This window comes from Cyclobacterium sp. 10D3-21 (assembly GCF_055809755.1).
In genome coordinates this window covers 941,801-964,131 of record NZ_CM147924.1, presented here as the reverse complement: position 1 = coordinate 964,131, position 22,331 = coordinate 941,801, and the positions used below count along the sequence as shown (strand labels likewise).

Genomic DNA, 22,331 nt, shown 5'->3' with positions numbered 1-22,331 from the left:
ATGAAAAATATATTCAACAGTTTGTTTTGGCGCCTTTCGTTTTTTTTCCTCTTTTTCTTATTAATAATTTCAGGAGTTTTTATCTATATCACACACAATTCCTCAATTATCTACTCGCAGGAAACCTCCCAGAAATTAAACAGACCACTTGCTGAAAGGGTGGCAAAATTCACCCAACCATTCGTTAACGGCTCATTAAATGACGTGGATGTAGAGGAGATGTTCCACAATGTCATGGTACTTAATCCTTCTGTAGAAGTGTATCTATTGGATGAATCCGGGAAAATCCTCAGCTATTACGCCCCTTTTGGAGAAGTAAAACTCGAACGTTTAAATTTGGTTCCCATTCACCAATTTATTGACAATAAGGAAGAATTCATAAAAGGTGAAGACCCCAGAAATCCAGGTGTTCATAAGATTTTTTCTGCGGCCAGCATTATAAATGATGGCAAGCAAGTGGGTTATATCTATATCATTTTGGCAAGCGAAGAATACACCAGTGTCACGGACATGTTGGCCCATAATTATCAAATTAAGCTGGCTACCAAAGCTGTCCTAATTACCCTCTTCTCCGCAATTATTATCGGGTTTTTTGTGATTTGGTACCTCACAAAAAACATCAATAAAATTAGTGCTGCAGTAAACCGATTTAAACATGGTGATTTGAGCTCACGTATCCATTTGAAATCAAAAGGTGAATTGTCTGTACTCGCCAATAATATTGATTCAATGGCAGACACCATAGTAAGTAATATCAATGAAATCAGATCCGTAGAAAAACTGAGGAAGGAGTTGATTTCTAATATTTCTCATGACTTAAGGACTCCATTGACTTCGATACAAGGTTATGCCGAAACGCTGGTATTACTGGAAGAAAAGTTAGACAAGAAGACTAAAATCAAATATTTAGACACCATCCTTTCCAGCACCCAGCGGTTAAAGAAAATGGTTGATGATTTATTTGAAATATCAAAATTAGAAGCAAGTCAGGTTGAAACCAAGAGAGAAAATTTTTCCATAAATGAATTGCTTTCTGACATGGTCATGAAATACAACCTAATAGCAAAAAGCAAATCCATTGATTTTAAAATTCAAATGCTGGAAGAGAATGTCCTGGTGTTTGCAGACATTGCTTTAATGGAACGTGTTTTTCAAAACCTTTTGGACAATGCACTAAACCACACCAATGAAGGCGGAACAGTACTTATTGCCATTAAAAACAAGACTAAGGATTCAATTGAAATAATGATAAAAGATACTGGCGTAGGAATTTCTTCTGAAGAATTGCCTTACATTTTTGACAGGTACAAAAAAGGAAAATCCAATAATCAAGATGGAACAGGCTTGGGACTAGCCATTGTTAAAAAGATATTGGATTTGCACAAACAAGACATCAAAGTAGAAAGTGAATTGAATGTTGGTACTTCCTTTTCTTTTAACCTACCGGTACATTCATAAAAGTTGACTCTTTTGTGATCTTTTCGTGATACCATCTTGCTTAATTTGATACAGTTAATCATTAAACTTTATCAAGATGAGACAAGCCCAGTTCTTACCAAAGTCCTTATTCGCTGGCTCGAATCTGTTTGCACAAAACAGCATAACAACCTTCCTAAGTAAGGGAATTAGCGATTCTCAATATCGTAACCGAAGCAATTTTCTCAGCTAATACCCTTGACTTCAATGCCAAAGGTGTGCCTGCCTGTAAGCAGCTTATAAAAGGATTCATATGCCAAAAAAGGTATTGACCTTTTGATCCCCGAAATGAAGAAATAAATCTTCAAGTCGACCATAACTGAATTGGCTTTAAAACAAAAAACATGTATAACCTAAAACCAAATACCATGAAAAATGTAAAATTATTTAGCTTGCTCGCATTTATGGGGTCAATATTATTGCTTAATGGATGCAATGAAGATGATTCGGAAATGCCAAAAAAAACGAGCAGTGAATTCACGGTAACAATTGAGAATGTGTTTGAAGCGAAAGATTATTTTAATACCGGACAAACCGGACTAATTACACCTGGTAATTCTGAATCATTTACCTTCAATGCTGGTAAAGGACAATCTTTGAGTTTTGCTACTATGCTTGTCGAATCCAATGATTTGTTCTATGCGCCTGATGAAATGGGTATTGCCTTGTATGATGACAATGGGGAAGCCCTAACTGGTGATGTGAGCGCCATGATATCATTATGGGATGCCGGAACCGAAGTCAACGAAGCGCCTGGAATGGGAGTCAATCAACCCTTGCGACAAAGTGCCGCAAATACAGGTACGGCTGAAAACAATCCAGTTAAAATGGTAGACGATGGTTTTACCTATCCTGCCTCCAATGACGTCCTAATGGTGGACATTGAACATGACGGTGGTACGATGTTTACCGTAACCCTAAGTAATGTATCCAATAATTCAACCTTGACTTCACCTTTGGCACCAGGTGTTTGGGTAATACATTCCAGCGATCAAATGCCAATTTTCACAGATGGTACAATAGCAATGGAAGGTTTAGAGCCTTTGGCTGAAGATGGATCAAATACCTTGTTAAATACTAATCTAGTTGCTATGTCTGGTTTTTTCTCTCCATACGCTCCAGGGGCTTTTTCGGTGGGAACTGAGAACATGGTTTTTATGACTGGACAGTCAGCAAGCTCCGCGTTGGAAAATTTGGCTGAAGATGGCGACGCTTCCGGATTTTCAAATGTGTTCAACATTCCTGTTGGCGCAGCCTCTGCTGGTCCATTGCTTCCTGGTAATTCTTACTCATTCACTTTTACTGCAGAACAAGGGGACAAACTATCCTTCGCTACCATGCTTGTACAATCCAACGACTGGTTTATTGGATCTGATAACCTCGAATTATTTTCCAATGGGACAGCTTTATCAGGTGACGTTACCAGCAAGATCCATTTATTCGATGCGGGAACTGAAATTGACGAATATGCAGGTGCCGGCAACAATCAACCTTTTCGCCAAGCGGCAACCAACACCGGCATTGACGAGGGTGCAATGGTAAGCATTGAAACAAATTCCTCTTCTAATCTTCCGCAAATAAGCGACATGGTAAAAGTTACCATAACAGCAATGTAAAATAATCTTCATTTAAAATAGGGAGGCCTGTTGGTAATAATCTTTGAATTATTATCAACAGGCCTCTTTTAAGTATAGACTTTCTTCCTACTTATAAAACAACCATAAATGAGCTTATGCCCTAATTAATAATTACGAGAATACCTACACTGGAAATTATCAAAAAAAATACCTCAGGCCTACTTAAGTATTGGATGAACTACTATAGAATTTAACGAGACAAATGAAATTTTTATCACTAATACGTTAATAATTTAAATTATTACTAAATATATCCATATATATGGTGTTATTTGTTCTGTCAAATTGTATATAAAAATATAGAAAACGCCTTATTTATAACTGATCGTAATTATGCATGCTTCTGAAAAACAAATAGGTTTTATAGCTGCTAATCACATACCCGCGTTGTTAGCCTACTGGGATAAGAATGAAATATGCCGATTTGCAAACGCTGCGTATTTGAAATGGTATGGAAAACCTGAGGAAGATATAATCGACAAAATATCTAAGAAGGAACTGTTGGGCTCAAAATATGAATGTCATTTCCCTTTTATAAGAGAGGCACTCAAAGGCAATATGCAAAGTTTTGACCTCAAGACAAGGACGCTAAATGATAAATTAAGCCATTCCCAGGTTACTTATACACCCTATATCGAAAAGGGTGAAGTCCTTGGTTTTACAGCACATATTACAGAAAAGACCTCCCTAGAACCCATAAATGTCCCAAATTCTAAAACTGAAAAACTTTTAAAGGACTTTTTGGAATCGGCCCCAGACGCCATTGTAATAGTGGACAGTTCTGGAACAATACAACTGGTAAATCAATAGGCTGAAAACATATTTGGTTACTCAAAACTTGAAATGCTTGGAAAAGAAATAACATTATTATTTCCAGAAAGTCATAGGGAAAAGCACAAAGGCCATGTTGAAAAATTCTTCAATTCTTCCGCAATCAGACCAATGGGCAAAGACTTGAAATTGTATGGTAGGAGAAAGAAGGGAGAAAAGTTTCGAATCGAAGTAAGCCTAAGTTCTACTAATTCAGAAGATGGCATTCTTGTAATGGCTGCTGTCAGAGACATTACATCTATTAAAAGTGCGGAAATAAATTTAAACACATTAAATGAAGAACAAAAAGCTATCCTTAATTCTGGGTCAGTATCCATCATAGGTACTGACAAGGAGGGTATAATCACCCATTTCAATCGGGGTGCTGAAAAGATGCTGCAGTATTCCGCCTCAGAAATAATTGGAAAGAAAACACCGGATTTTTTTCACTTAGAGGAAGAACTCGTAAAACGGGGAAAGGAACTGTCAACTCAATTGGGCCGGCAGGTAAGCGGCTTTGAAGTTTTTGTAGAAACCTCAAATCTTGGTGACCAAGGTACCAATGAATGGACCTTTATCAGAAAAGATGGGCAAAAGCTTATTGTACTTTTAACCTTAACTCCCCTGAAGAATCATCAAGGAGAAACAATTGGCACGTTAGGGATAGCAACAGACATAAATGAGCGAGTAGAAAATCAACTAAAACTAAAAGAAGCCAAAGAAAATTTAGAAATACTGACAGAAAAACTTACTTCTCAAAATATGCAACTCGCCAACTTTGCCCACATTACTTCTCATAACTTACGGGCTCCTGTGAGCAATCTTAATTCCCTTCTTCAATTTTATCACAGCAGTGAAGGGCAGGAGATAAAAAGTACCGTCATAGATAATTTCGAAACTGTTTGTAAACACCTAACGAATACGCTAGATAATTTAGTAGGGTTGTTAAAAATCCAGGAAGAAGGTTCTAAAAAAATTGAAATTATAAATTTTGATGAGGTACTTGGTAAAACCAAAGAAATGCTTGTTGGTCATATAATGGAGTCGGAGGCACAAATAATTGCTGATTTTTCAAAGGCTCCAAAAATTACATACAACCGTATTTTTTTAGAAAGCATTTTTCTAAATCTGGTAGGTAATGCTATAAAATACCGTTCAGCCGACAGAACCCCAATTATTAAACTTGAAACAGACATTGACCATAACCGAATTCTATTTACAATAACCGACAATGGCTTGGGTATTGACTTAAAGAAACACAGCAAAAACTTATTTGGGCTTCACAAAACATTCCATGAAAATACCGAAGCAAAAGGCATAGGTTTATTCCTAACCAAAAATCATATTGAGGCAATGGGTGGACGAATTTTTGTGATAAGCGAAGTTGGAAAAGGAACAACCTTCACTGTCAAGTTTTAGCCATGGCCATTTATTTTTTTGCTGGATAGACTTACTGTGAAACACAATTGTATCATTCCAACTAACTCAGGCTTCTATTGGCATAAGTTTGCCAATGTAATAACACTGGCCTTTTGTAAGATTCTTACTGTTGGAATGGTATTCGATATGAGGTTTAAGTTGAGTCTTAAATTCTACTAACTTTTATTTATTTTGTGCTTGGCTAAAATTTGCAAAGCAAAAAGATAAAACAACAATAAGGCTGGTTTTAAATAAGCACAAATCTACTGCAGAACGAGAGAGCCCATTTATTGTTTTTTAACAAATGCTATAACTTTTTATGGATAAGTCAGTTTTCATGTAGATAATCACTAAATTAATACAGCCATATTTATTTAACTAGTTGATTTTTATATTATACTATAATTAACGTCCTATTTAAACAGACTTCCATTATGCATGCTTCTAGTAAACAAATAGGCATAAAAGCGGCTAATCAAATTAACGCATTATTAGCCTATTGGGACAAGAATGAAATATGTCGGTTTGCCAATGCGGCCTATTTGGAATGGTATGGAAAGTCTCAAGAAGAGATGGTAGACAAAATGTCTAAGAGGGAATTATTGGGAACAATGTATACAGAGCATACTTCTTTTATAAAGGAAGTACTCAAGGGCAAGGAACAAAGTTTTGACCTGGAGATAAAGACACCAAATGGTGAATTGCGCCACTCTCATGCTAATTATATCCCAGACATAGAAAATGGTGTAGTCCTTGGATTTACTGCACACATTACTAAAATAAAAACTAGAAAGCACTTAGAAGTCTCTAAGACTAAGTCTGAGAAGCTATTGAAAAACCTGCTGGAATCCGCACCTGATGCTATGGTAATAGTGGATAGTACTGGAACAATCCAATTGGTTAATCTACAAGCTGAAAATATATTTGGCTACACAAAAATGGAGATGTTGGGAAAGGAAATAGAATTGCTAATTCCTGGTGGACACAGAATTAAGCACAAAGGTCATATTGAAAAATATTTTGATTCTGCCACTATCAGGCCAATGGGTAAAAATCTGAAATTGTTTGGTAAACGAAAGAATGGAGAAAATTTTCGCGTTGAAATAAGCTTGAGTCCCACCAAAACAGAAGATGGTATTCTTGTAATGGCTGCTATTCGGGACATTACAGATAGGGTAAAAATGGAAACAGAATTGGCTGAAAGCAATAAGCGAAACAGCATTTTTGTTCAACAAGCCCCTAATGCAATTGCCATGTTTGATAAGGAAATGCGCTATATGGCCGCCTCTATGAAATGGATGCAAGATTATGGATTAGAGGGTAAGGATATTATTGGTCAATCGCACTATGCTATTTTTCCAGAGATAGGCGAGGAATGGAAACAGAAACATAAACGCTGCTTAAAGGGAGAAATTAATCAATGTGCTGAAGCTCCTTTTGATCGTGCCGACGGCTCGAGGCAATGGATTACATGGGACGTTCGCCCATGGTATGTTTCAGAAGGCGAAATAGGTGGTCTCCTTATTTACACCGCAGACATTACAGCTCTGAAAAAGAAAGAACAGGAAAAACAACGGATTGAAGAAATATTAGAAAGGACAAATGCCATCGCGCGGATTGGAACATGGGAGATGGATATTAATCAGAAAAAATTAATATGGAGTAAAATTACACGGGAGATACATGAGGTATCTAATGATTTTGAACCTGACTTACCAATTGGCATCAGCTTTTATAAAGAAGGGGAAAGCCGGGATAAAATATCAAAAGCTGCTTCAGAAGCAATTAACAAAGGCACTCCATTTGATTTGGAACTTGAACTGCTGACTGCAAAAGGGAATTCAGTATGGGTTCGCGTCATAGGACAGGCAGAACTGCTTAACGGAAAGTGCCAACGCATTTATGGCATTTTCCAGGACATTACCAAAATCAAAAAAGCCGAAATAAGTTTAAACCGTTTAAACGAAGAATTAAAAGCACTCCTTAACGCTGAATCAGTTTCTATCATTGGCACAGACACAGAGGGGCTAATTACAAATTTCAATCGAGGTGCAGAGAAAATGCTTCAGTATTCTGGAACAGAAATGATAGGAAAGAAGTCACCAGCAATTTTTCATGTCAAAGAAGAAATAGAAAAACTTGGTGCCGAATTGTCAGCTCATCTGGGCCGACCAATAACTGGCTTCGAAATTTTTGTAGAATGCGCTAAAAACAAAGCGTTCAATACACGTGAATGGACCTATATCAGAAAAGATGGATCAAAATTTTTCGTCCTTCTTGTGACAACACCACTAAGAGATCATCAAGGAGAAATATATGGTTTCCTAGGAATAGCTACAGACATAAATGAACGCGTAGAAAATCAGCTAAAAATAAAGGAGGCCAAAGAAAATTCAGAAGTATTGGCAGAGAAACTTTCTGCTCAAAATACGCAACTCGCAAACTTTGCACACATTGCCTCTCATAACTTACGCGCTCCAGTTAGTAATCTAAATGCCCTGCTTAAATTTTATCATTCAAGCGAAGGACAAGGGATGAAAGAAGAAATTATTGGCAATTTTGAGACAGTTAGCAAACACTTGTCCACCACCCTTCACAGCTTAGTTGAAACACTAAAGATTCAGGATGAAGGTTCTAAAAATTTGGAAATCATGCATTTTGATGATATACTTGATAAAATCAAAGAAATTCTAGTCGCCCATATTAGGGAGTCAAGAGTCCAAATATTGGCTGATTTTTCAAAAGCGCCCAAAATTACATACAATCGCGTTTTTCTTGAAAGCATCTTCCTTAACTTAGTGGGAAATGCAATCAAATATCGCTCACCTGATAGGCTTCCAATTATTAAATTAGAAACTGACATTAACTATAACCGAATCCTATTTACGATAGCTGACAATGGCTTAGGCTTAGACCTGGCCAAACACGGCAATAAATTGTTTGGTCTTCACAAAACATTTCACAATCATGCGGAGGCAAAAGGGGTAGGATTATTCTTGACAAAAAAACACATTGATGCAATGGGAGGAACAATCTCTGTAAAAAGTAAAGTTGGGGAAGGCACCACCTTCACTGTAAAATTTTAGCAATTGTCATTTATAGATTTGCGGTTTTCATTGGTTTAAGTAAAATATTATAAACTAATTCACCCTTAGTGTTGTATTCCATTTAAAGCTCAAATTCGACACACAGCTAATTATTTTGGCTTTAAATAAAATTCACAATATAAACAGATAAAAAATCCATAACTTTGTCATCATTTGAAAACACAATCAAAGAATTTAAAGTATTTCTAAAACTTTTAATCACTAAATCAGTTTTCATGTAGGTTATCATTATCTTAACCTTTCTATTTTGTATTCTTTTACTTATTAATTTGTGGGTTTTACTATAAATTAAATTTTTATTTAACCAGATTTTTATATGCATGCTTCTAGTAAACAAATTGGCTTAAAAGCTGCTAATCAAATCCCTGCTTTGTTGGCTTATTGGGACAAAAATGAAATATGTCGATTTGCCAATACCGCTTATTTGGATTGGTATGGAAAATCTCAGGAGGAGATGATAGATCATATGTCAAAGAGGGAACTTTTAGGAGCCATGTACTCAATGCATATCCCTTATATAAAAGAAGTTCTTAAGGGCAATAAACAAAATTTTGACTTAGAAATTAGCACTCCTAATGGAGAATTGAGACATTCACATGCTACTTATACTCCCGATGTAGAAAACGGTGAAATACTTGGATTCACAGCACATATTACTGATATAACCGCCAGAAAAAAAATAGAGTTTTCTTATATCAAGTCCGAGCGGCTTTTAAAAAATCTTCTGGAATCTGCACCAGATGCCATAGTGATCGTTGACAGTTCTGGAACGATTCAAATGGTAAACCAGCAAGCTGAAAACATATTTGGCTATACAAAATCTGAAATGCTGGGAAAAGAAATTGAGTTATTAATCCCAGGGGCACAAAAATCAAATCACAAAGCCCACATTAAAAATTACTTCCAATCCGCTACTATCAGGCAAATGGGAGAAGGCATAAAATTGTACGGTAATCGGAAAAATGGTAACAAGTTTCGCGTAGAGGTAAGCCTGAGTCCTACCCAAACAGAAGATGGAATTTTTGTAATGGCTGCTGTTAGAGACATTACGGATAGGGTCAGAATGGAAACAGAATTGGCAGAAAGCAATAAGCGTAATAGTATCTTTATTCAACAGGCCCCTAGTGCCATTGCCATGTTTGATAAAGAAATGCGCTACATGGCAGCCTCTCAGAAATGGATTGAAGATTATGGATTAGAAGGCAGGGACATTATTGGTGAATCTCATTATGAAATTTTTCCGGAAATTGGAGAGGAGTGGAAACAAAAACACCAACGGTGCTTAAAGGGTGAAATAAATAAATGCGCTGAAGCGCCCTTTGATCGGGCGGATGGTTCCAGGCAATGGTTAACATGGGATGTCCGTCCATGGTATGTAACAGAAGACAAAATTGGTGGTCTTCTCATGTATACTGCTGACATTACTAAAATTAAAGAAAAAGACCAGGAAAAACAGCGAATCGAAGAAATTTTAGAAAGAACCAATGAGATTGCTCGGATTGGAACCTGGGAAATGAATTTGGACCAAGGAGAAATATTATGGAGTAGAATTACCCGTGAGATACATGAAGCGGCTGATGATTTTGAGCCTGTACTGGCAACCGGCATTGAGTTTTATAAGAAGGGTGAAAGCCGGGATAAAATAACAAAGGCAGTTTCAGAAGCAATAGAAAAGGGCACTCCATTTGATTTAGAACTTGAACTGGTCACAGCAAAAGGCAATGCAGTATGGGTTCGTAGCATAGGGCAGGCTGCCATTGAAAATGGAAAATGCCAGCGACTCTATGGTATCTTTCAAGATATCAATACCATTAAAAAAGCAGAGATAGCCTTGAACCACGCCAATGAAGAATTAAATGTAATCTTAAACACTGATTCGGTATCTATAATTGGAACAGACACATCAGGTGTGATCACTCACTTTAATCGGGGTGCAGAGAAAATGCTCCAATATTCCGAACTGGATATGGTTGGAAAAACGACCCCACAAACTTTTCATGACATAAAAGAAATATTAAAGGTAGGAGAGGGATTGACAACCTTACTTGGACGACCAATAACTGGGTTTGAAATTTTTGCAGAATGCGCTAAAAATCCAGGATATAAAACTCGTGAATGGACTTATATTAGAAAAGATGGGTCTAAACTCATCGTCCTTCTGGTTGTTACGCCGCTAAGGAATCCTCAGGGAGAAATCTATGGTTATTTAGGCGTAGGTACTGACATAAATGAACGCGTAGAAAGTCAGCAAAAACTAAAAGAGGCAAAAGATAGCCTGGAAATCTTGACAGAAAAACTTACCTCTCAGAATACGCAACTCGCGAACTTTGCACATATCGCCTCTCATAACTTACGGGCTCCTGTGAGCAATCTGAATGCCCTTCTGCAGTTTTACAACAGTAGCCAAGATGCAGAAATGAAAAATGCAATCATGGGCAACTTCGAGAAAGTCAGTCAGCACCTGACTACCACACTTGACACCTTAGTAGAAACGCTAAAAATCCAGGATGAGGGTTCTAAAAATATGGAAATCATGCATTTTGATGAGGTTCTTGATAAAACCAAGGAAATATTAATTGCCCATATTATGGAGTCAAAAGTTCAAATTTCAGCTGATTTTTCAAAAGCACCCAAAATCACATTCAATCGCGTTTTTCTAGAAAGTATCTTTCTAAACCTGGTGGGCAATGCGATTAAATATCGCTCTCCAGACAGCATACCAACTATTAAATTGGAAACTGAATTTAGTTATAACCGTCTTGTACTTACCATTGCTGATAACGGCCTGGGAATAGACTTAAAGAAACACAGCAAAAATCTATTTGGTTTACACAAAACATTTCATAGACATCCTGAAGCAAAAGGCATTGGACTCTTCCTGACAAAAAATCACATTGAAGCAATGGGAGGAGCCATAACCGTCAGAAGTGAAGTTGGAAAAGGAACCACCTTTATCATAAAATTCTAAATAGTATTAAGTCACTTTAAGTTAGATTTAATTCGACTTTTTTCGCACCTGGAAATCGTTCTTTTGAATTTAATGGGAGATGAGTGGAATAATCCATATTAATCCCCCATAAAACCAGACTGCGAATCCTTTTTTGACCCAGTGTCCAAAAAAGGATTCGCAGTGATGATTTTAACTTTAAACCCAAAATATGCAATAGACCTTCTTTTACGTGATGAAATCACTCATTACGAGTCCTATTGCAAAATATAGGTTAAATCAGAATTTTTCGATTACCAAATCTCCACTACAATAGGTTTGTTAGGTTTTTGATTTCGTTCATTGCCCTATGGGATTCGCTCCTCTCATTCGCAATGGATTTCTTGTAGACATGAAAAACCATTCTAAAATAAAATAACATCGCTTTCAGATGGAAGGACATTATTAAATACTTCAGCCATAGTTGGGAGGAAGGGATAAATTGGATCTTCATCCAAGTATCCAATAGGGGTTGCACCTAATTTTGTGAATTCTAAAAACTTATAGGGTTGACTTTCCATATAAAGTCCATCTGAATATTCTAAAATCTTTTTACCCTCTTGGTTTGAGAGCACGTGCATATGCAAATGCGGGGCAAAAGAATTTCCTGAATTACCTAATCGCCCAAGTGGTTGCCCGGGGATTACCAGGTCTCCTATTTCCACTAAAATGGAATTGGTTTTCAAGTGAGAATAATTTCCAATTGTTCCATCGGCATGTTCAATATAGATCACATTACCAGTGGCATTGTTGATATCTGTTGGATAATCCAATTCAAATGGGGTTTGATTGTCTGGAATACCGTCTTTAGTAAAGATTACTTTCCCCTCTTTCGCTGCCAATATGGGTAGATCGTAACAGTGCCAGTCTTCAAGGTTTGAGCCGTCATTTACATAAGGCAACCCATCAACCAACATGGCATAATCAATGGCATAGCGCTGGGGATTATTCCCAAATAAATAACCCTCCTGCTCTTGGTTAAAAAGAGGTTCATTATAGGGGAACAAGGCTCTGGTGTGGTAAGAGTTGGCACCTGGAGCACCCTCCGCAAGCCATACTCCTTGTGGAACTGGAAAAGCAATGGTTATGGGATCTGGGTATTGTTGCTGCAGGTTTAGATTGAAGGTATGTTGTTTCGGATTGCCAGAAGCATCCTGGTACTGAAATTCGTGCACCAGTTCTTGATTCTGCCAGCCTGTTTGAGGGTACTCAAGCCATATGCTTGCCGTATTATTACCCTCCCTGCCACTAAAATCGGTATAGGACAGTAGCTTGTTGCTTTCATTATAAACATCCACTTTTTGGAGGCTTGGCGTTGTTATATGTAGCTCATAAACAAACCAGGTTCCACTTGTATTTATTACCTTAACAGGAGGAGAAGGAAGGGCTACATAAAGATCAGGTATTTTCTCCGGAGGATCTATAATCCTATTGCATGAGGAGATTACTATTACCGAAAAAATTAATAAGAGGTTAAATCTTTTGTTAAGCATTATCCGGATGTTTTTGGTTAGCGTATAAATATTGGCACCCAAAAGGGGTAATTGACATTTATTTCAGGATGAACCCTGTCTGGTCCAAGTTTAGCAAAGCGTAACTTTAGACCTAAAATACCAAAAGTTTTCAAATTCATTAAATAGATCCAAGATTTTTGCCCGAACCTATTGATCAAAGCAATCATTTCATTAGAAATGGGCTTTAGCCAAAATTTAGAGAACAAAAGGGTTTATTTATAATTATACTTTAACCAATGATTTGGATCCGGAAACCTTTGGCTTCGGAAGGCTCAGCCACCGGTAGGTAGGCTGGTCTAAGTTTAGCGAAGCGTAACTTAGACCTAAAATGCCGAAAGTTTTCAAATTCATTCAATAGCTCCGCTTTCCTCCCCCACAAATTGATTAATCAAACCACCTCAATAGGAAGGTGCTTTAGCCCATTTATCATTGGCAATTCCATTTCATCCGGCTTTAGCCGAAATTTGGAGGAGAGATGGGTGCTGGAAAAATAAACCATCAACCTAGATTCAGAGCTTAATTAATCTTTTTATTCTTGAAAGGTGAATAATGGGCTAAAGCCCCTAGATATGATATTACATTCTAACCCCCAGCTGAAGCTGGGGGCTATTGATATTTGGGTATCAATTCGATTGAAATTGGAACTTCGACTCCGGTGGCTTCGACAGGCTGGCTTCGACAAGCTCAGCCACCGTCAATGTGATCCATCCTGGTCCAAGTTTAGCGAAGTGTAACTTAGACCTAAAATGCCGAAAGTTTTCAAATTCATTCAATAGCTCCGCTTTCCTCCCACGCAAATTGATTAACGAAATCTGATCAATAGGAATGGGCTTTAGCCCATTTATCATTGGCAATTCCATTTCATCCGGCTTTAGCCGAAATTTAGAGGAGAGATGGGTGCTGGAAAAACAAACCATCTACCTAGGTTTTTAGAGCTTAATTAATCTTTTATTCTTGAAAGGTTAAGGTTGGGCTAAAGCCCCAAGATATGATATTACATTCCAATCCCCCAGCTGAAGCTGGGGGCTATTGATATCTGGGAATCAATTCGATTTGAAATTGGATACTTCGACTCCGCTGGCTTCGACAAGCTGGCTTCGACAAGCTCAGCCACCGTCAATGTGATCCATCCTGGTCCAAGTTTAGCGAAGTGTAACTTAGACCTAAAATGCCGAAAGTTTTCAAATTCATTCAATAGCTCCGCTTTCCTCCCACGCAAATTGATTAACGAAATCTGATCAATAGGAATGGGCTTTAGCCCATTTATAAAAGCCATACCATTTGACCCGGCTTTAGCCAAAATTTGGAGAGGAGTTGGGTGCTTAAAAATAAGGCATCAACCTAGGTTTAGGGTTAAATTAATTCTTATAACCTTGAAAGGTGAAGATTGGACTAAAGCCCCTAGATATGATATTACATTTTAATCCCCCAGCTGAAGCTGGGGGCTATTGAAATCTGGAAATCAATTGAATAAAACCAAAGAAAAACATAAAACCACTTGCTTTTTCATACTCCAAACGCTAAAAAGAAACATAAGGGGAAAAACCATTCTCCAGAGATATCTTCATGCCCATATTTCTGGACGATTAATTTTCATTGCTCTTAAATAGGAAAGAAATTGTCCTGCATGAACGGATTCGTGATATCCAATCCGTAGCAAATATTTTGCAAGATTTTTTTTATCTCCATTACCGGGATGGATGATTTCTGTTTCGTTTAATTCTCTATCTGAAAATTGTCGAACACTTTCCAAAAATGTATTTCTATAGGGTTCGGCAAATTCAAGTTCGTCGGTAAGGCTAATGAATGGTCGATTTTTCCAGGGGGTTGAATAATTTGCCATATCCCCTTTATTGATTATAATATTCCAGCCATAATCCGCTTCTAAAACATGCCTAATCATTCCAATAGCTGTCATTGCTTTATCGTCAGGCTTCCAATTGTAATGGCTTTTAGGAAGTCCTTTCCAAAGTTTGATGCTTTTTCTCCTTATTTCTGTAAAATTTAATATTATAAGTTCAGACTGGGTCATGTTCTTTCTGTCGTGAAGGTAGTTCAACCCGAAATATGCAATAGACATTCTATTACGTGCTGAAATCGCTTTAATATCAGCCACTTCGTTGCTGTTTTCAATTCTACCTGACGGTAGACAGGTTCATCATAGCGGTGCTATGCTAAAATCTCCAAACAGCCTGATTTTCTTGCGATTGCAACACTTCCCGTAAACACGGGACAGGCTATCACGAATCCTATTACATAATCCGGGTTCAACATTTCCGAGTAGAGTAGCGAATAGTTGTCTACTCTATATATACCTATAAAGATAATAAGAAGAAGTAAACTATCAGCGGCCCATTCATCAAAACGTACCCGGAAGGCACGGGGCCGGCAATGAAGTTTTCCATTATACGGCGTACCGATAGCCTTCTTTATTTGCTTTTCATATTAGAACAAACCTATAGCCCCATTTAGAATCAACATCTAAAGTAAACGGCTACTTCTATCACATTTGCCAACGGTATCCTAAGTGAAGGTTTTTTAACGAGCTCAATTCCGCAATCCTTCTTCGTGTTTCAATCTCACGCCTAATAACTATAAAAATTCGCCTCGCCCAGTTCCTTTCGTTCAAAAGAGTAATGGAATATTCATCTTGCACATCCTTTTTAATCACTTCCACTTTTCTCTTGAATTCGATGGTATTCTCCAAGCGTCCTCTACCACCCTCAATAATATTAGATTGCCCTATTCTTTTTGTTTTCATATTGTAAATATACTTATACACAAAACGTTAGCAGTTTATTTTTCATTTTTCTTTCTCCGATTTTCTTGGTCTTTGTTGATTTTGTCGACTATACTCATCGGAATTACTGTCAGTTGGTCTATCTCACAATTCCATATATTTAAATATTTCTTAGAAACAACATTATGTGTTTTCCATTTTGCAAACTTCTCATAAAGCATCAACGTGCAAATGTCCGTTGCAGTAATAAAGTCCCCTGTCTCTGGCAAATGACTGTGCATTGCTCCTTCAACTTCTACACCTTCTTCAACGTTGCCGTATTCAATTGAAATGATATTTTTATGAAGCTGTTTTTTTGTTACGAGTTTGTTTTCTTTATCAAAGGTTAGTAAGTAGTCATTTCCGAAAATTACAACACCATGCTGTTGAGGACCTGTCAATATGTAAACCTTCTTTTCTTCATCATAAATCAGCGGAATTATATTTGGATCTGTGTTTTCATAGAACTTAAAAAGGCCATCTCTGTTTGTTTGCAGTTCTCTCAATGCTATTTCTCTAATTTGATATAGGTCATTTTCTGCCTCTGTAAAAACTCTTTCTGTCAAGTCTGTTTTAGCTTTTGCTACATCATAGCTACTATCAAAAGAAATTGTCCCGATTACTTTAGGCTTTTCTGACTTTGAGAAAAATACACATATAGCAGTGGCATTCTCTGAGTAGGAGAAATATCCGCCAACATTCTCTATGTCTTTATAGTTTTCCAAAAAAACGTCCGTTCCATACCATGATGCCATTTCCGATTTGTAGAGAAGTTTGCCTTCCGCAACTATTGGCTGTGCTTTTTCGGTTGGACTCTTTTGTCCAAAAACACTAATGGTAAAAAGAGTCAGAATAATTGTCAATACTTTTTTCATCTTATTGTAATGTTCTGCTTAGAGCTAACATCTGTTTTAAACAGATTCTAGCCTTGAAATTACCTATATACGAACTGTGTATCTCACTCCTTGGCTTATATTTAATTGTCAAATTAAACATTTCGGAGAAGGAACCAATTGCTGGAAAGCCATTTTTACTTTAAATTGCCAAAATATCGTTTTACAGTTAGGGGGAAAAGAGCTGATAGGTGGTATTCCAACGGGGAATTTCTATTGAATAAACCACGAAAATCAAATCTAGCTACAGGTTTTTTTTTAATATCTGTAGGCATACTCACTGTTTCCAGACATAACTTTAATGGGGTAATCATTTGGACTGTATTCATAGGAGGTGCTGCTTATAGTGCTTTCGTCGAAGCCGGGAGTACCTTCATATCTAACCGTGGTTGTTTCGATTGCATTATTTGGATTGGTATACAATCCCGGATTACCCAAATCCTTGAAAATCACAAAAGGATTCTTTTTATTGTCATATTTAAAGGAGGTTTCGCTCATTAATCTTGGAGCTGTACTTTCAGAAAAAAGATAAGTGAAGTATTTTTCGTTGCTTACATTCCCATTTTGATCATATTCATAAGCATTAAATTGAGTTATCTTCCCTTTTTCATCGTGTAAATTTCTTTTAACAATTTTCCCGTCAACAAATTCAAAACTCAGTTTAGACCTTAATTCAAAATCACCTTCCTCTTTAAAATAGTTCTCAATTTCTAATAAATTTCCATTTCCATCGTATCCAAAATATTGATAACTAGAAATTTTGCTGTTTTCAGCAGTCATCAATGCTGTTTTTTCAATTGGCATCGTAGAAGAATGTATTAGTGGGTCTACGGCTGTTTCAATTTTGATGAGTTTGCCTTCATTGTCATATAAATACCTACTATAAAAATACGCGCCCTCTTTCTCCTCAATTTTCCCTATAGTATTGTACTTATAGTTCGATATGATTTTACTCCCTGCTAATTCAGCTTTTATAAAGCCATTGTCTTGGGAAAAGTCCCTGTCGAGTTCATCATTTACACAGGATGTAATAAAAAACGAAACTACTACAGCAAGCTTAAAGTATAGGGAATGTTTTTTCATCACACATTTTGGTTTATGGGTTTTACCAAGTTAAAACGAAATTTTTATAAGTTAGGTTTGGCGATTATTGTCTTTTTCAAAATTATTCAAAAAGGTTTAGTACAATTAGGCGTACTTTAAAGCATAATTACCTGACATCGATTCTTAAAATTTGTTTCTGTCTCCTAATTAGCCATTATGTCGATCTAACCAATTTAAAATGGCTTGATTGGTTTCTTCCGGAAGCTCTTGCTGAATACAATGCCCACAATCCAGGCTGATCACCTCCACATTAGGCACAAACTCAGGCAATCTATCAAACTTAGGAATCATATCACGCTCGCCATAAATCATAAGTGTGGGATGTTGAATGATTGGATCCACTTCAGCCAACAAGTGCCAATTTCGGTCCAGGTTTCTGTACCAGTTTATACTTCCTGTGAAGCCAGAAGCTTCGAAGGCAGAGACGAAAACAGCTAGTTCACTGTCGCTCATTATGGGTTCACCGAGTGGTTTTTCTGCTCTTGCAAGGTTAATCATCAACATTCCTGGTTCAGGTGGTATGGGAGGTAGGTTCTTGCGGAATATATTTCGAAGAAACTGAGACGTATTTTCATTCAATACAGCATCTGCAACTCCCGGCTGCCGGTTGAAGTGCACAAAGTAAAAGTCTCCACCAAATATTTCTTCCATGAATTCAATCCATGGTTTTTCTCCCCGCTCTTGATAAGGCAATGCCAGGTTTATTATTTTATTTATCCTTTTAGGATGCAATTGAGCCAATCTCCATACCACATTTGCCCCCCAATCGTGGCCGATAAAGGTAGCCTTTTCATATCCATAGTGATCCAAAAGTGCCACAAGGTCTCCTGTTAAATGCTCAATACCATAGGCAGTTACTTGAGTAGGACAAGAGGAGTGACCATAACCTCGCTGATTAGGGACAATGACATGGTAGCCCGCTTTGACAAGAGCTGGCACCTGATGACGCCAAGAAAATGCATTTTCCGGAAAACCGTGGCAGAGTACGATAGGTTTTCCGGCATTTTGTTTACCTGCTTCAAAGACTTCCAATTCTATGCCATTGACCGGAATCATGGTAGGCTTTGGAAATTCGGCTGGATTGAATTTAGTGTTCATTACGTTAATCATTCTTTTTATGGTTTAAAAATTAAGATGACACAAACGTAACTATGGCCTGTGACAGCCCTTTGTCAAGGGTCAAAAAGAATTAATGGTATTTGTCAAAATATTCTTGCAAAGTCATATTATGAGGTTCAAAATTTTCAGGTAGAATTTCCATTTTTTGAATTCTGTCTGGGCGAAAAAATCGAAACTCTTTTCGCAGCCGACACCATGCAACTAAATACCAATTTTCGGAATTCAATATTGCAAATGGCTCTATTATTCTATTTGACACCCTATTTTCCTTGTTGATATACTCTATTTTGACAAGGTTATAATTGGTTAGTGCATATTGTAAATCTGATAAGTTGTTACTATTCCTTTCTTGGTTTATGACTTGATTGTATTGGGTTCTATCTGCAAGTAAATTTGTTTTGTCTTTGATATTATACTTTAGGATTGATTTGATTTTATCAATTGCCTCGGAATAGTCCTTTACAAAGGAGGCGTCCTTGCTTTTGAGCACCAACTGTTCTGCAAGTATTAAGGCATTGGCTTGTTTTTCGGTGAACATTACTGGCGGTATTTTATAACCTTCCATTAACGTGTACCCTTTTCCTTCTTCTGTCAGAATAGGTATACCTGCTTTCTCTAATGCTTTTACATCTCGGTAAATTGTCCTTTTGCTAACTTGAAATTTTTGAGATAATTCAGTAGCTGTGACAATTCTCTTCGTCTGAAATTGAACTAAAATGGCTGTTAGCCGTGACAATCTATTTACTTCGGAATATTCCATTTTCAGACCTAGTTACAGTTTTTTTTTGATGCCTTTGAACGTTCATTAAATTAGCAGATTGCGTATTGCTTTCCTACCCAAATACAAGAAAGGTGAATATCGGCTAAAGCCCCGAGATATCATATTACATTCTAAATCCCCCATCTGAAGCTGGGGGCTATTGATAATCAGGGATCAATTCGATTTGAAATTGGATACTCGACTCCGCTGGCTTCGACAGGCTGGCTTCGACAAGCTCAGCCACCGGAAATGTGATACCGGCAGGCTGGTCCAAGTTTAGCGAAGCGTAGCTTGGACCTAAAATACCGAAAATTTCCAAATTCATTTAATAGCTCCGTCAAATTGAATAACAAAACCTGGTAAATAGGAATGGGCTTTAGCCCATTATAAAAGGCATACCATTTCACCCGGCTTTAGCCAAAATTTGGAGGGGAGTTGGGTGCTTGAAAAATAAGCCATCAACCTAGGTTTAGGGCAAATTTAATCTTTTTAACTTTTAAAGGTAAATATTGGGCTAAAGCCCCGAAATATGATATTACATTCCAAGCCCCCAGCTGAAGCTGGGGGCTATTGAAATCTGGAAATCAATTCGATTTGAAATTGGATACTCGACTCCGCTGGCTTCGACAGGCTGGCTTCGACAAGCTCAGCCACCGGAAATGTGATACCAGCAGGCTGGTCCAAGTTTAGCGAAGCGTACCTTGGACCTAAAATGCAGAAAGTTTCCAAATTCATTTAATAGCTCCGTCAAATTGAATAACAAAACCTGGTAAATAGGAATGGGCTTTAGCCCATTATAAAAGGCATACCATTTCATCCGGCTTTAGCCAAAATTTGGAGGGGAGTTGGGTGCTTGAAAAATAAGCCATCAACCTAGGTTTAGGGCAAAATTAATTCTTATAACCTTGAAAGGTGATGATTGGGCTAAAGCCCCGAAATATGATATTACATTTTAATCCCCCAGCTGAAGCTGGGGGCTATTGATGATTGGGGTCAATTCGATTTGAAATTGGACACTTCGACTCTGCTGGCTTCGACAGGCTGGCTTCGACAAGCTCAGCCACCGGAAATGTGATACCAGCAGGCTGGTCCAAGTTTAGCGAAGCGTAACTTGGACCTAAAATACCGAAAATTTCCAAATTTCTTTTAATAGCACCGTCAAATTGAATAACAAAACCTGCTCAATAGGAATGGGCTTTAGCCCATTTTTAAAAGGCACACCATTTCACCCGGCTTTAGCCAAAATTTGGAGGGGAGTTGGGTGCTTGAAAAATAAGCCATCAACCTAGGTTTAGGGCAAAATTAATCTTTTTAACTTTTAAAGGTAAATATTGGGCTAAAGCCCCGAAATATGATATTACATTCTAATCCCCCAGCTAAAGCTGGGGGCTATTGATAATCAGGGATCAATTCGATTGGGAATTGGATACTTCGACTCCGCTGGCTTCGACAAGCTCAGCCACCGGAAATGTGATACCGGCAGGCTGGTCCAAGTTTAGCGAAGCGTAACTTGGACCTAAAATACCGAAAATTTCCAAATTCATTTAATAGCTCCGCTTTCCTCCCATTCAAATTGAATAACGAAACTGCTCAATAGGAATGGGCTTTAGCCCATTTTTAAAAGGCACACCATTTCACACGGCTTTAGCCAAAATTTGGAGGGGAGTTGGGTGCTTGAAAAATAAGCCATCAACCTAGGTTTAGAGCTTAATTAATCTTTTTATTCTTGAAAGGTGAATATTGGGCTAAAGCCCAGATAGGATATTACATTCCAATCCCCCAGCTGAAGCTGGGGGCTATTGATAATCAGATTCATTTCAATGGGAAATAAAAATGTATTATATTTTGTAAGCGGTATTTCTGAATTATTTAACAGAACTCCCTCAATAGGAATGGGCTTTAGCCCATTTATTAAGAGTCATACCATTTTATCCGGCTTTAGCCGAAATTTATCCAGAATAAGAATAAAATCAAGTCAGGACCTTAACTTACAGCAATTTACCTCTACACTCCCTAAAAATATTGAAATTGTAAAGAAATCATTAAATTAGACCTTGAAACAATAAGTTTTACCCATGCCCTTCGTAAAGGTTTATATTCATTTAGTTTGGAGCACCAAAAACAGGTTTCCATTTTTAAATTCCAAAGAATTGAGAACTAAGGTATGGAGCCACATTCGAGATAATTCTAATAAGAAAGGAATTTTTATCGACCACATAAATGGTTATTCAGAACATTGTCATTGTTTGGTTTCTCTTGGAGTTAACCAAACCATTCAAAAAGTGGTGCAATTGATTAAAGGAGAATCTTCTTTTTGGATCAACCAAAATAAGCTTACCCAAGATAAATTTGAATGGCAAGATGAATATTTAGCTACATCTGTTTCAGAATCAGGAGTAAGAAAGGTCAGAGATTATATTAGAAACCAAGAAAACCATCACAAAAATGTAACATTTGAAGACGAATATTTAGCGTTTATCAAAAAACATAATTTTAAGAAAATAAAGGATTGAGATTGGGCTAATGCCCGTAGACACGATATTCCAATTCAATCCCCCAGCTACAGCTGGGGGCTATTAATATTTGGGAATCAATTCGATTGGAAATGGGATGCATTATGCCGTTTCCGGGCTATAACTGAATTATTTGATTAAAGAAATCACCTCAATAGGAATGGGCTTTAGCCCATTTATAAAAGGCACACCATTTAACCCGGCTTTAGCCAAA

Annotated in this window: 14 protein-coding genes; 7 read left to right on the top strand and 7 right to left on the bottom strand. The window is 37.4% G+C overall.

Going from position 1 to position 22,331, the window contains the following annotated elements:
* From AC0L7T_RS04095 to AC0L7T_RS04070, 6 genes are all read left to right on the top strand, one after another.
* Positions 1-1,458: a sensor histidine kinase gene (locus tag AC0L7T_RS04095; RefSeq protein ID WP_473341203.1), complete on the top strand. Its 1,458-nt coding sequence runs from the start codon at positions 1-3 to the stop codon at positions 1,456-1,458.
* A gap of 386 nt (positions 1,459-1,844) precedes the next feature.
* Positions 1,845-3,092 carry a spondin domain-containing protein gene (locus AC0L7T_RS04090; RefSeq protein ID WP_473341202.1) on the top strand — a complete coding sequence of 416 codons (1,248 nt, stop codon included), beginning with the start codon at positions 1,845-1,847 and terminating at the stop codon, positions 3,090-3,092.
* A 354-nt stretch (positions 3,093-3,446) separates the two neighbouring features.
* Complete coding sequence (locus AC0L7T_RS04085) at positions 3,447-3,923, top strand: PAS domain-containing protein (RefSeq protein ID WP_473341200.1); 477 nt, start codon at positions 3,447-3,449, stop codon at positions 3,921-3,923.
* Between the two features lie 33 nt (positions 3,924-3,956).
* Positions 3,957-5,342 carry a PAS domain S-box protein gene (locus AC0L7T_RS04080; RefSeq protein ID WP_473341199.1) on the top strand — a complete coding sequence of 462 codons (1,386 nt, stop codon included), beginning with the start codon at positions 3,957-3,959 and terminating at the stop codon, positions 5,340-5,342.
* Positions 5,343-5,776: 434 nt separating this feature from the next.
* Positions 5,777-8,428 (top strand): PAS domain S-box protein, encoded by a 2,652-nt coding sequence (locus tag AC0L7T_RS04075; RefSeq protein WP_473341198.1) that lies wholly within the window; start codon positions 5,777-5,779, stop codon positions 8,426-8,428.
* 337 nt (positions 8,429-8,765) lie between these two features.
* Entirely contained in the window at positions 8,766-11,417 is a 2,652-nt protein-coding gene (locus tag AC0L7T_RS04070; protein ID WP_473341197.1) for a PAS domain S-box protein, read from the top strand.
* 383 nt (positions 11,418-11,800) lie between these two features.
* Here the strand turns inward: AC0L7T_RS04070 and AC0L7T_RS04065 are convergent, their stop codons facing one another.
* From AC0L7T_RS04065 to AC0L7T_RS04035, 7 genes are all read right to left on the bottom strand, one after another.
* The gene (locus tag AC0L7T_RS04065) at positions 11,801-12,928 is read right to left on the bottom strand and encodes a M23 family metallopeptidase (RefSeq protein ID WP_473341196.1); all 1,128 of its coding nucleotides are present in this window, start codon (positions 12,926-12,928) and stop codon (positions 11,801-11,803) included.
* Positions 12,929-14,513: 1,585 nt separating this feature from the next.
* Positions 14,514-15,065, bottom strand: a complete 552-nt coding sequence (locus AC0L7T_RS04060) for a DinB family protein (RefSeq protein WP_473341195.1) — start codon at positions 15,063-15,065, stop codon at positions 14,514-14,516.
* 387 nt (positions 15,066-15,452) lie between these two features.
* Positions 15,453-15,710: a hypothetical protein gene (locus AC0L7T_RS04055; RefSeq protein ID WP_473341194.1), complete on the bottom strand. Its 258-nt coding sequence runs from the start codon at positions 15,708-15,710 to the stop codon at positions 15,453-15,455.
* 35 nt (positions 15,711-15,745) lie between these two features.
* A complete protein-coding gene (locus AC0L7T_RS04050; protein ID WP_473341193.1) occupies positions 15,746-16,603 on the bottom strand; it encodes a hypothetical protein in 858 nt (285 codons plus the stop codon).
* Between the two features lie 276 nt (positions 16,604-16,879).
* The gene (locus AC0L7T_RS04045) at positions 16,880-17,704 is read right to left on the bottom strand and encodes a hypothetical protein (RefSeq protein WP_473341192.1); all 825 of its coding nucleotides are present in this window, start codon (positions 17,702-17,704) and stop codon (positions 16,880-16,882) included.
* A gap of 168 nt (positions 17,705-17,872) precedes the next feature.
* Positions 17,873-18,835, bottom strand: coding sequence for an alpha/beta fold hydrolase (locus tag AC0L7T_RS04040; RefSeq protein ID WP_473341191.1), 963 nt, complete (start codon positions 18,833-18,835; stop codon positions 17,873-17,875).
* Positions 18,836-18,914: 79 nt separating this feature from the next.
* Positions 18,915-19,604, bottom strand: a complete 690-nt coding sequence (locus tag AC0L7T_RS04035; protein ID WP_473341190.1) for a helix-turn-helix transcriptional regulator — start codon at positions 19,602-19,604, stop codon at positions 18,915-18,917.
* 2,075 nt (positions 19,605-21,679) lie between these two features.
* Here AC0L7T_RS04035 and tnpA point away from each other — a divergent pair.
* On the top strand, positions 21,680-22,117 hold the full coding sequence (gene tnpA / locus AC0L7T_RS04030; RefSeq protein WP_473341188.1) for an IS200/IS605 family transposase: 438 nt from the start codon (positions 21,680-21,682) through the stop codon (positions 22,115-22,117).
* Positions 22,118-22,331: the final 214 nt, after the last annotated feature.

Bases quoted from the DNA above. Each gene is read 5' to 3' on its own strand.
- AC0L7T_RS04090 (WP_473341202.1), top strand. From the start codon at position 1,845: ATGAAAAATGTAAAATTATTTAGCTTGCTCGCATTTATGGGGTCAATA.
- AC0L7T_RS04040 (WP_473341191.1), bottom strand. From the start codon at position 18,835: ATGATTAACGTAATGAACACTAAATTCAATCCAGCCGAATTTCCAAAG.
- AC0L7T_RS04070 (WP_473341197.1), top strand. From the start codon at position 8,766: ATGCATGCTTCTAGTAAACAAATTGGCTTAAAAGCTGCTAATCAAATC.
- AC0L7T_RS04085 (WP_473341200.1), top strand. From the start codon at position 3,447: ATGCATGCTTCTGAAAAACAAATAGGTTTTATAGCTGCTAATCACATA.
- AC0L7T_RS04095 (WP_473341203.1), top strand. From the start codon at position 1: ATGAAAAATATATTCAACAGTTTGTTTTGGCGCCTTTCGTTTTTTTTC.
- AC0L7T_RS04035 (WP_473341190.1), bottom strand. From the start codon at position 19,604: ATGGAATATTCCGAAGTAAATAGATTGTCACGGCTAACAGCCATTTTA.
- AC0L7T_RS04045 (WP_473341192.1), bottom strand. From the start codon at position 17,704: ATGAAAAAACATTCCCTATACTTTAAGCTTGCTGTAGTAGTTTCGTTT.
- AC0L7T_RS04075 (WP_473341198.1), top strand. From the start codon at position 5,777: ATGCATGCTTCTAGTAAACAAATAGGCATAAAAGCGGCTAATCAAATT.
- AC0L7T_RS04080 (WP_473341199.1), top strand. From the start codon at position 3,957: ATGCTTGGAAAAGAAATAACATTATTATTTCCAGAAAGTCATAGGGAA.
- AC0L7T_RS04050 (WP_473341193.1), bottom strand. From the start codon at position 16,603: ATGAAAAAAGTATTGACAATTATTCTGACTCTTTTTACCATTAGTGTT.
- tnpA (WP_473341188.1), top strand. From the start codon at position 21,680: ATGCCCTTCGTAAAGGTTTATATTCATTTAGTTTGGAGCACCAAAAAC.
- AC0L7T_RS04065 (WP_473341196.1), bottom strand. From the start codon at position 12,928: ATGCTTAACAAAAGATTTAACCTCTTATTAATTTTTTCGGTAATAGTA.
- AC0L7T_RS04055 (WP_473341194.1), bottom strand. From the start codon at position 15,710: ATGAAAACAAAAAGAATAGGGCAATCTAATATTATTGAGGGTGGTAGA.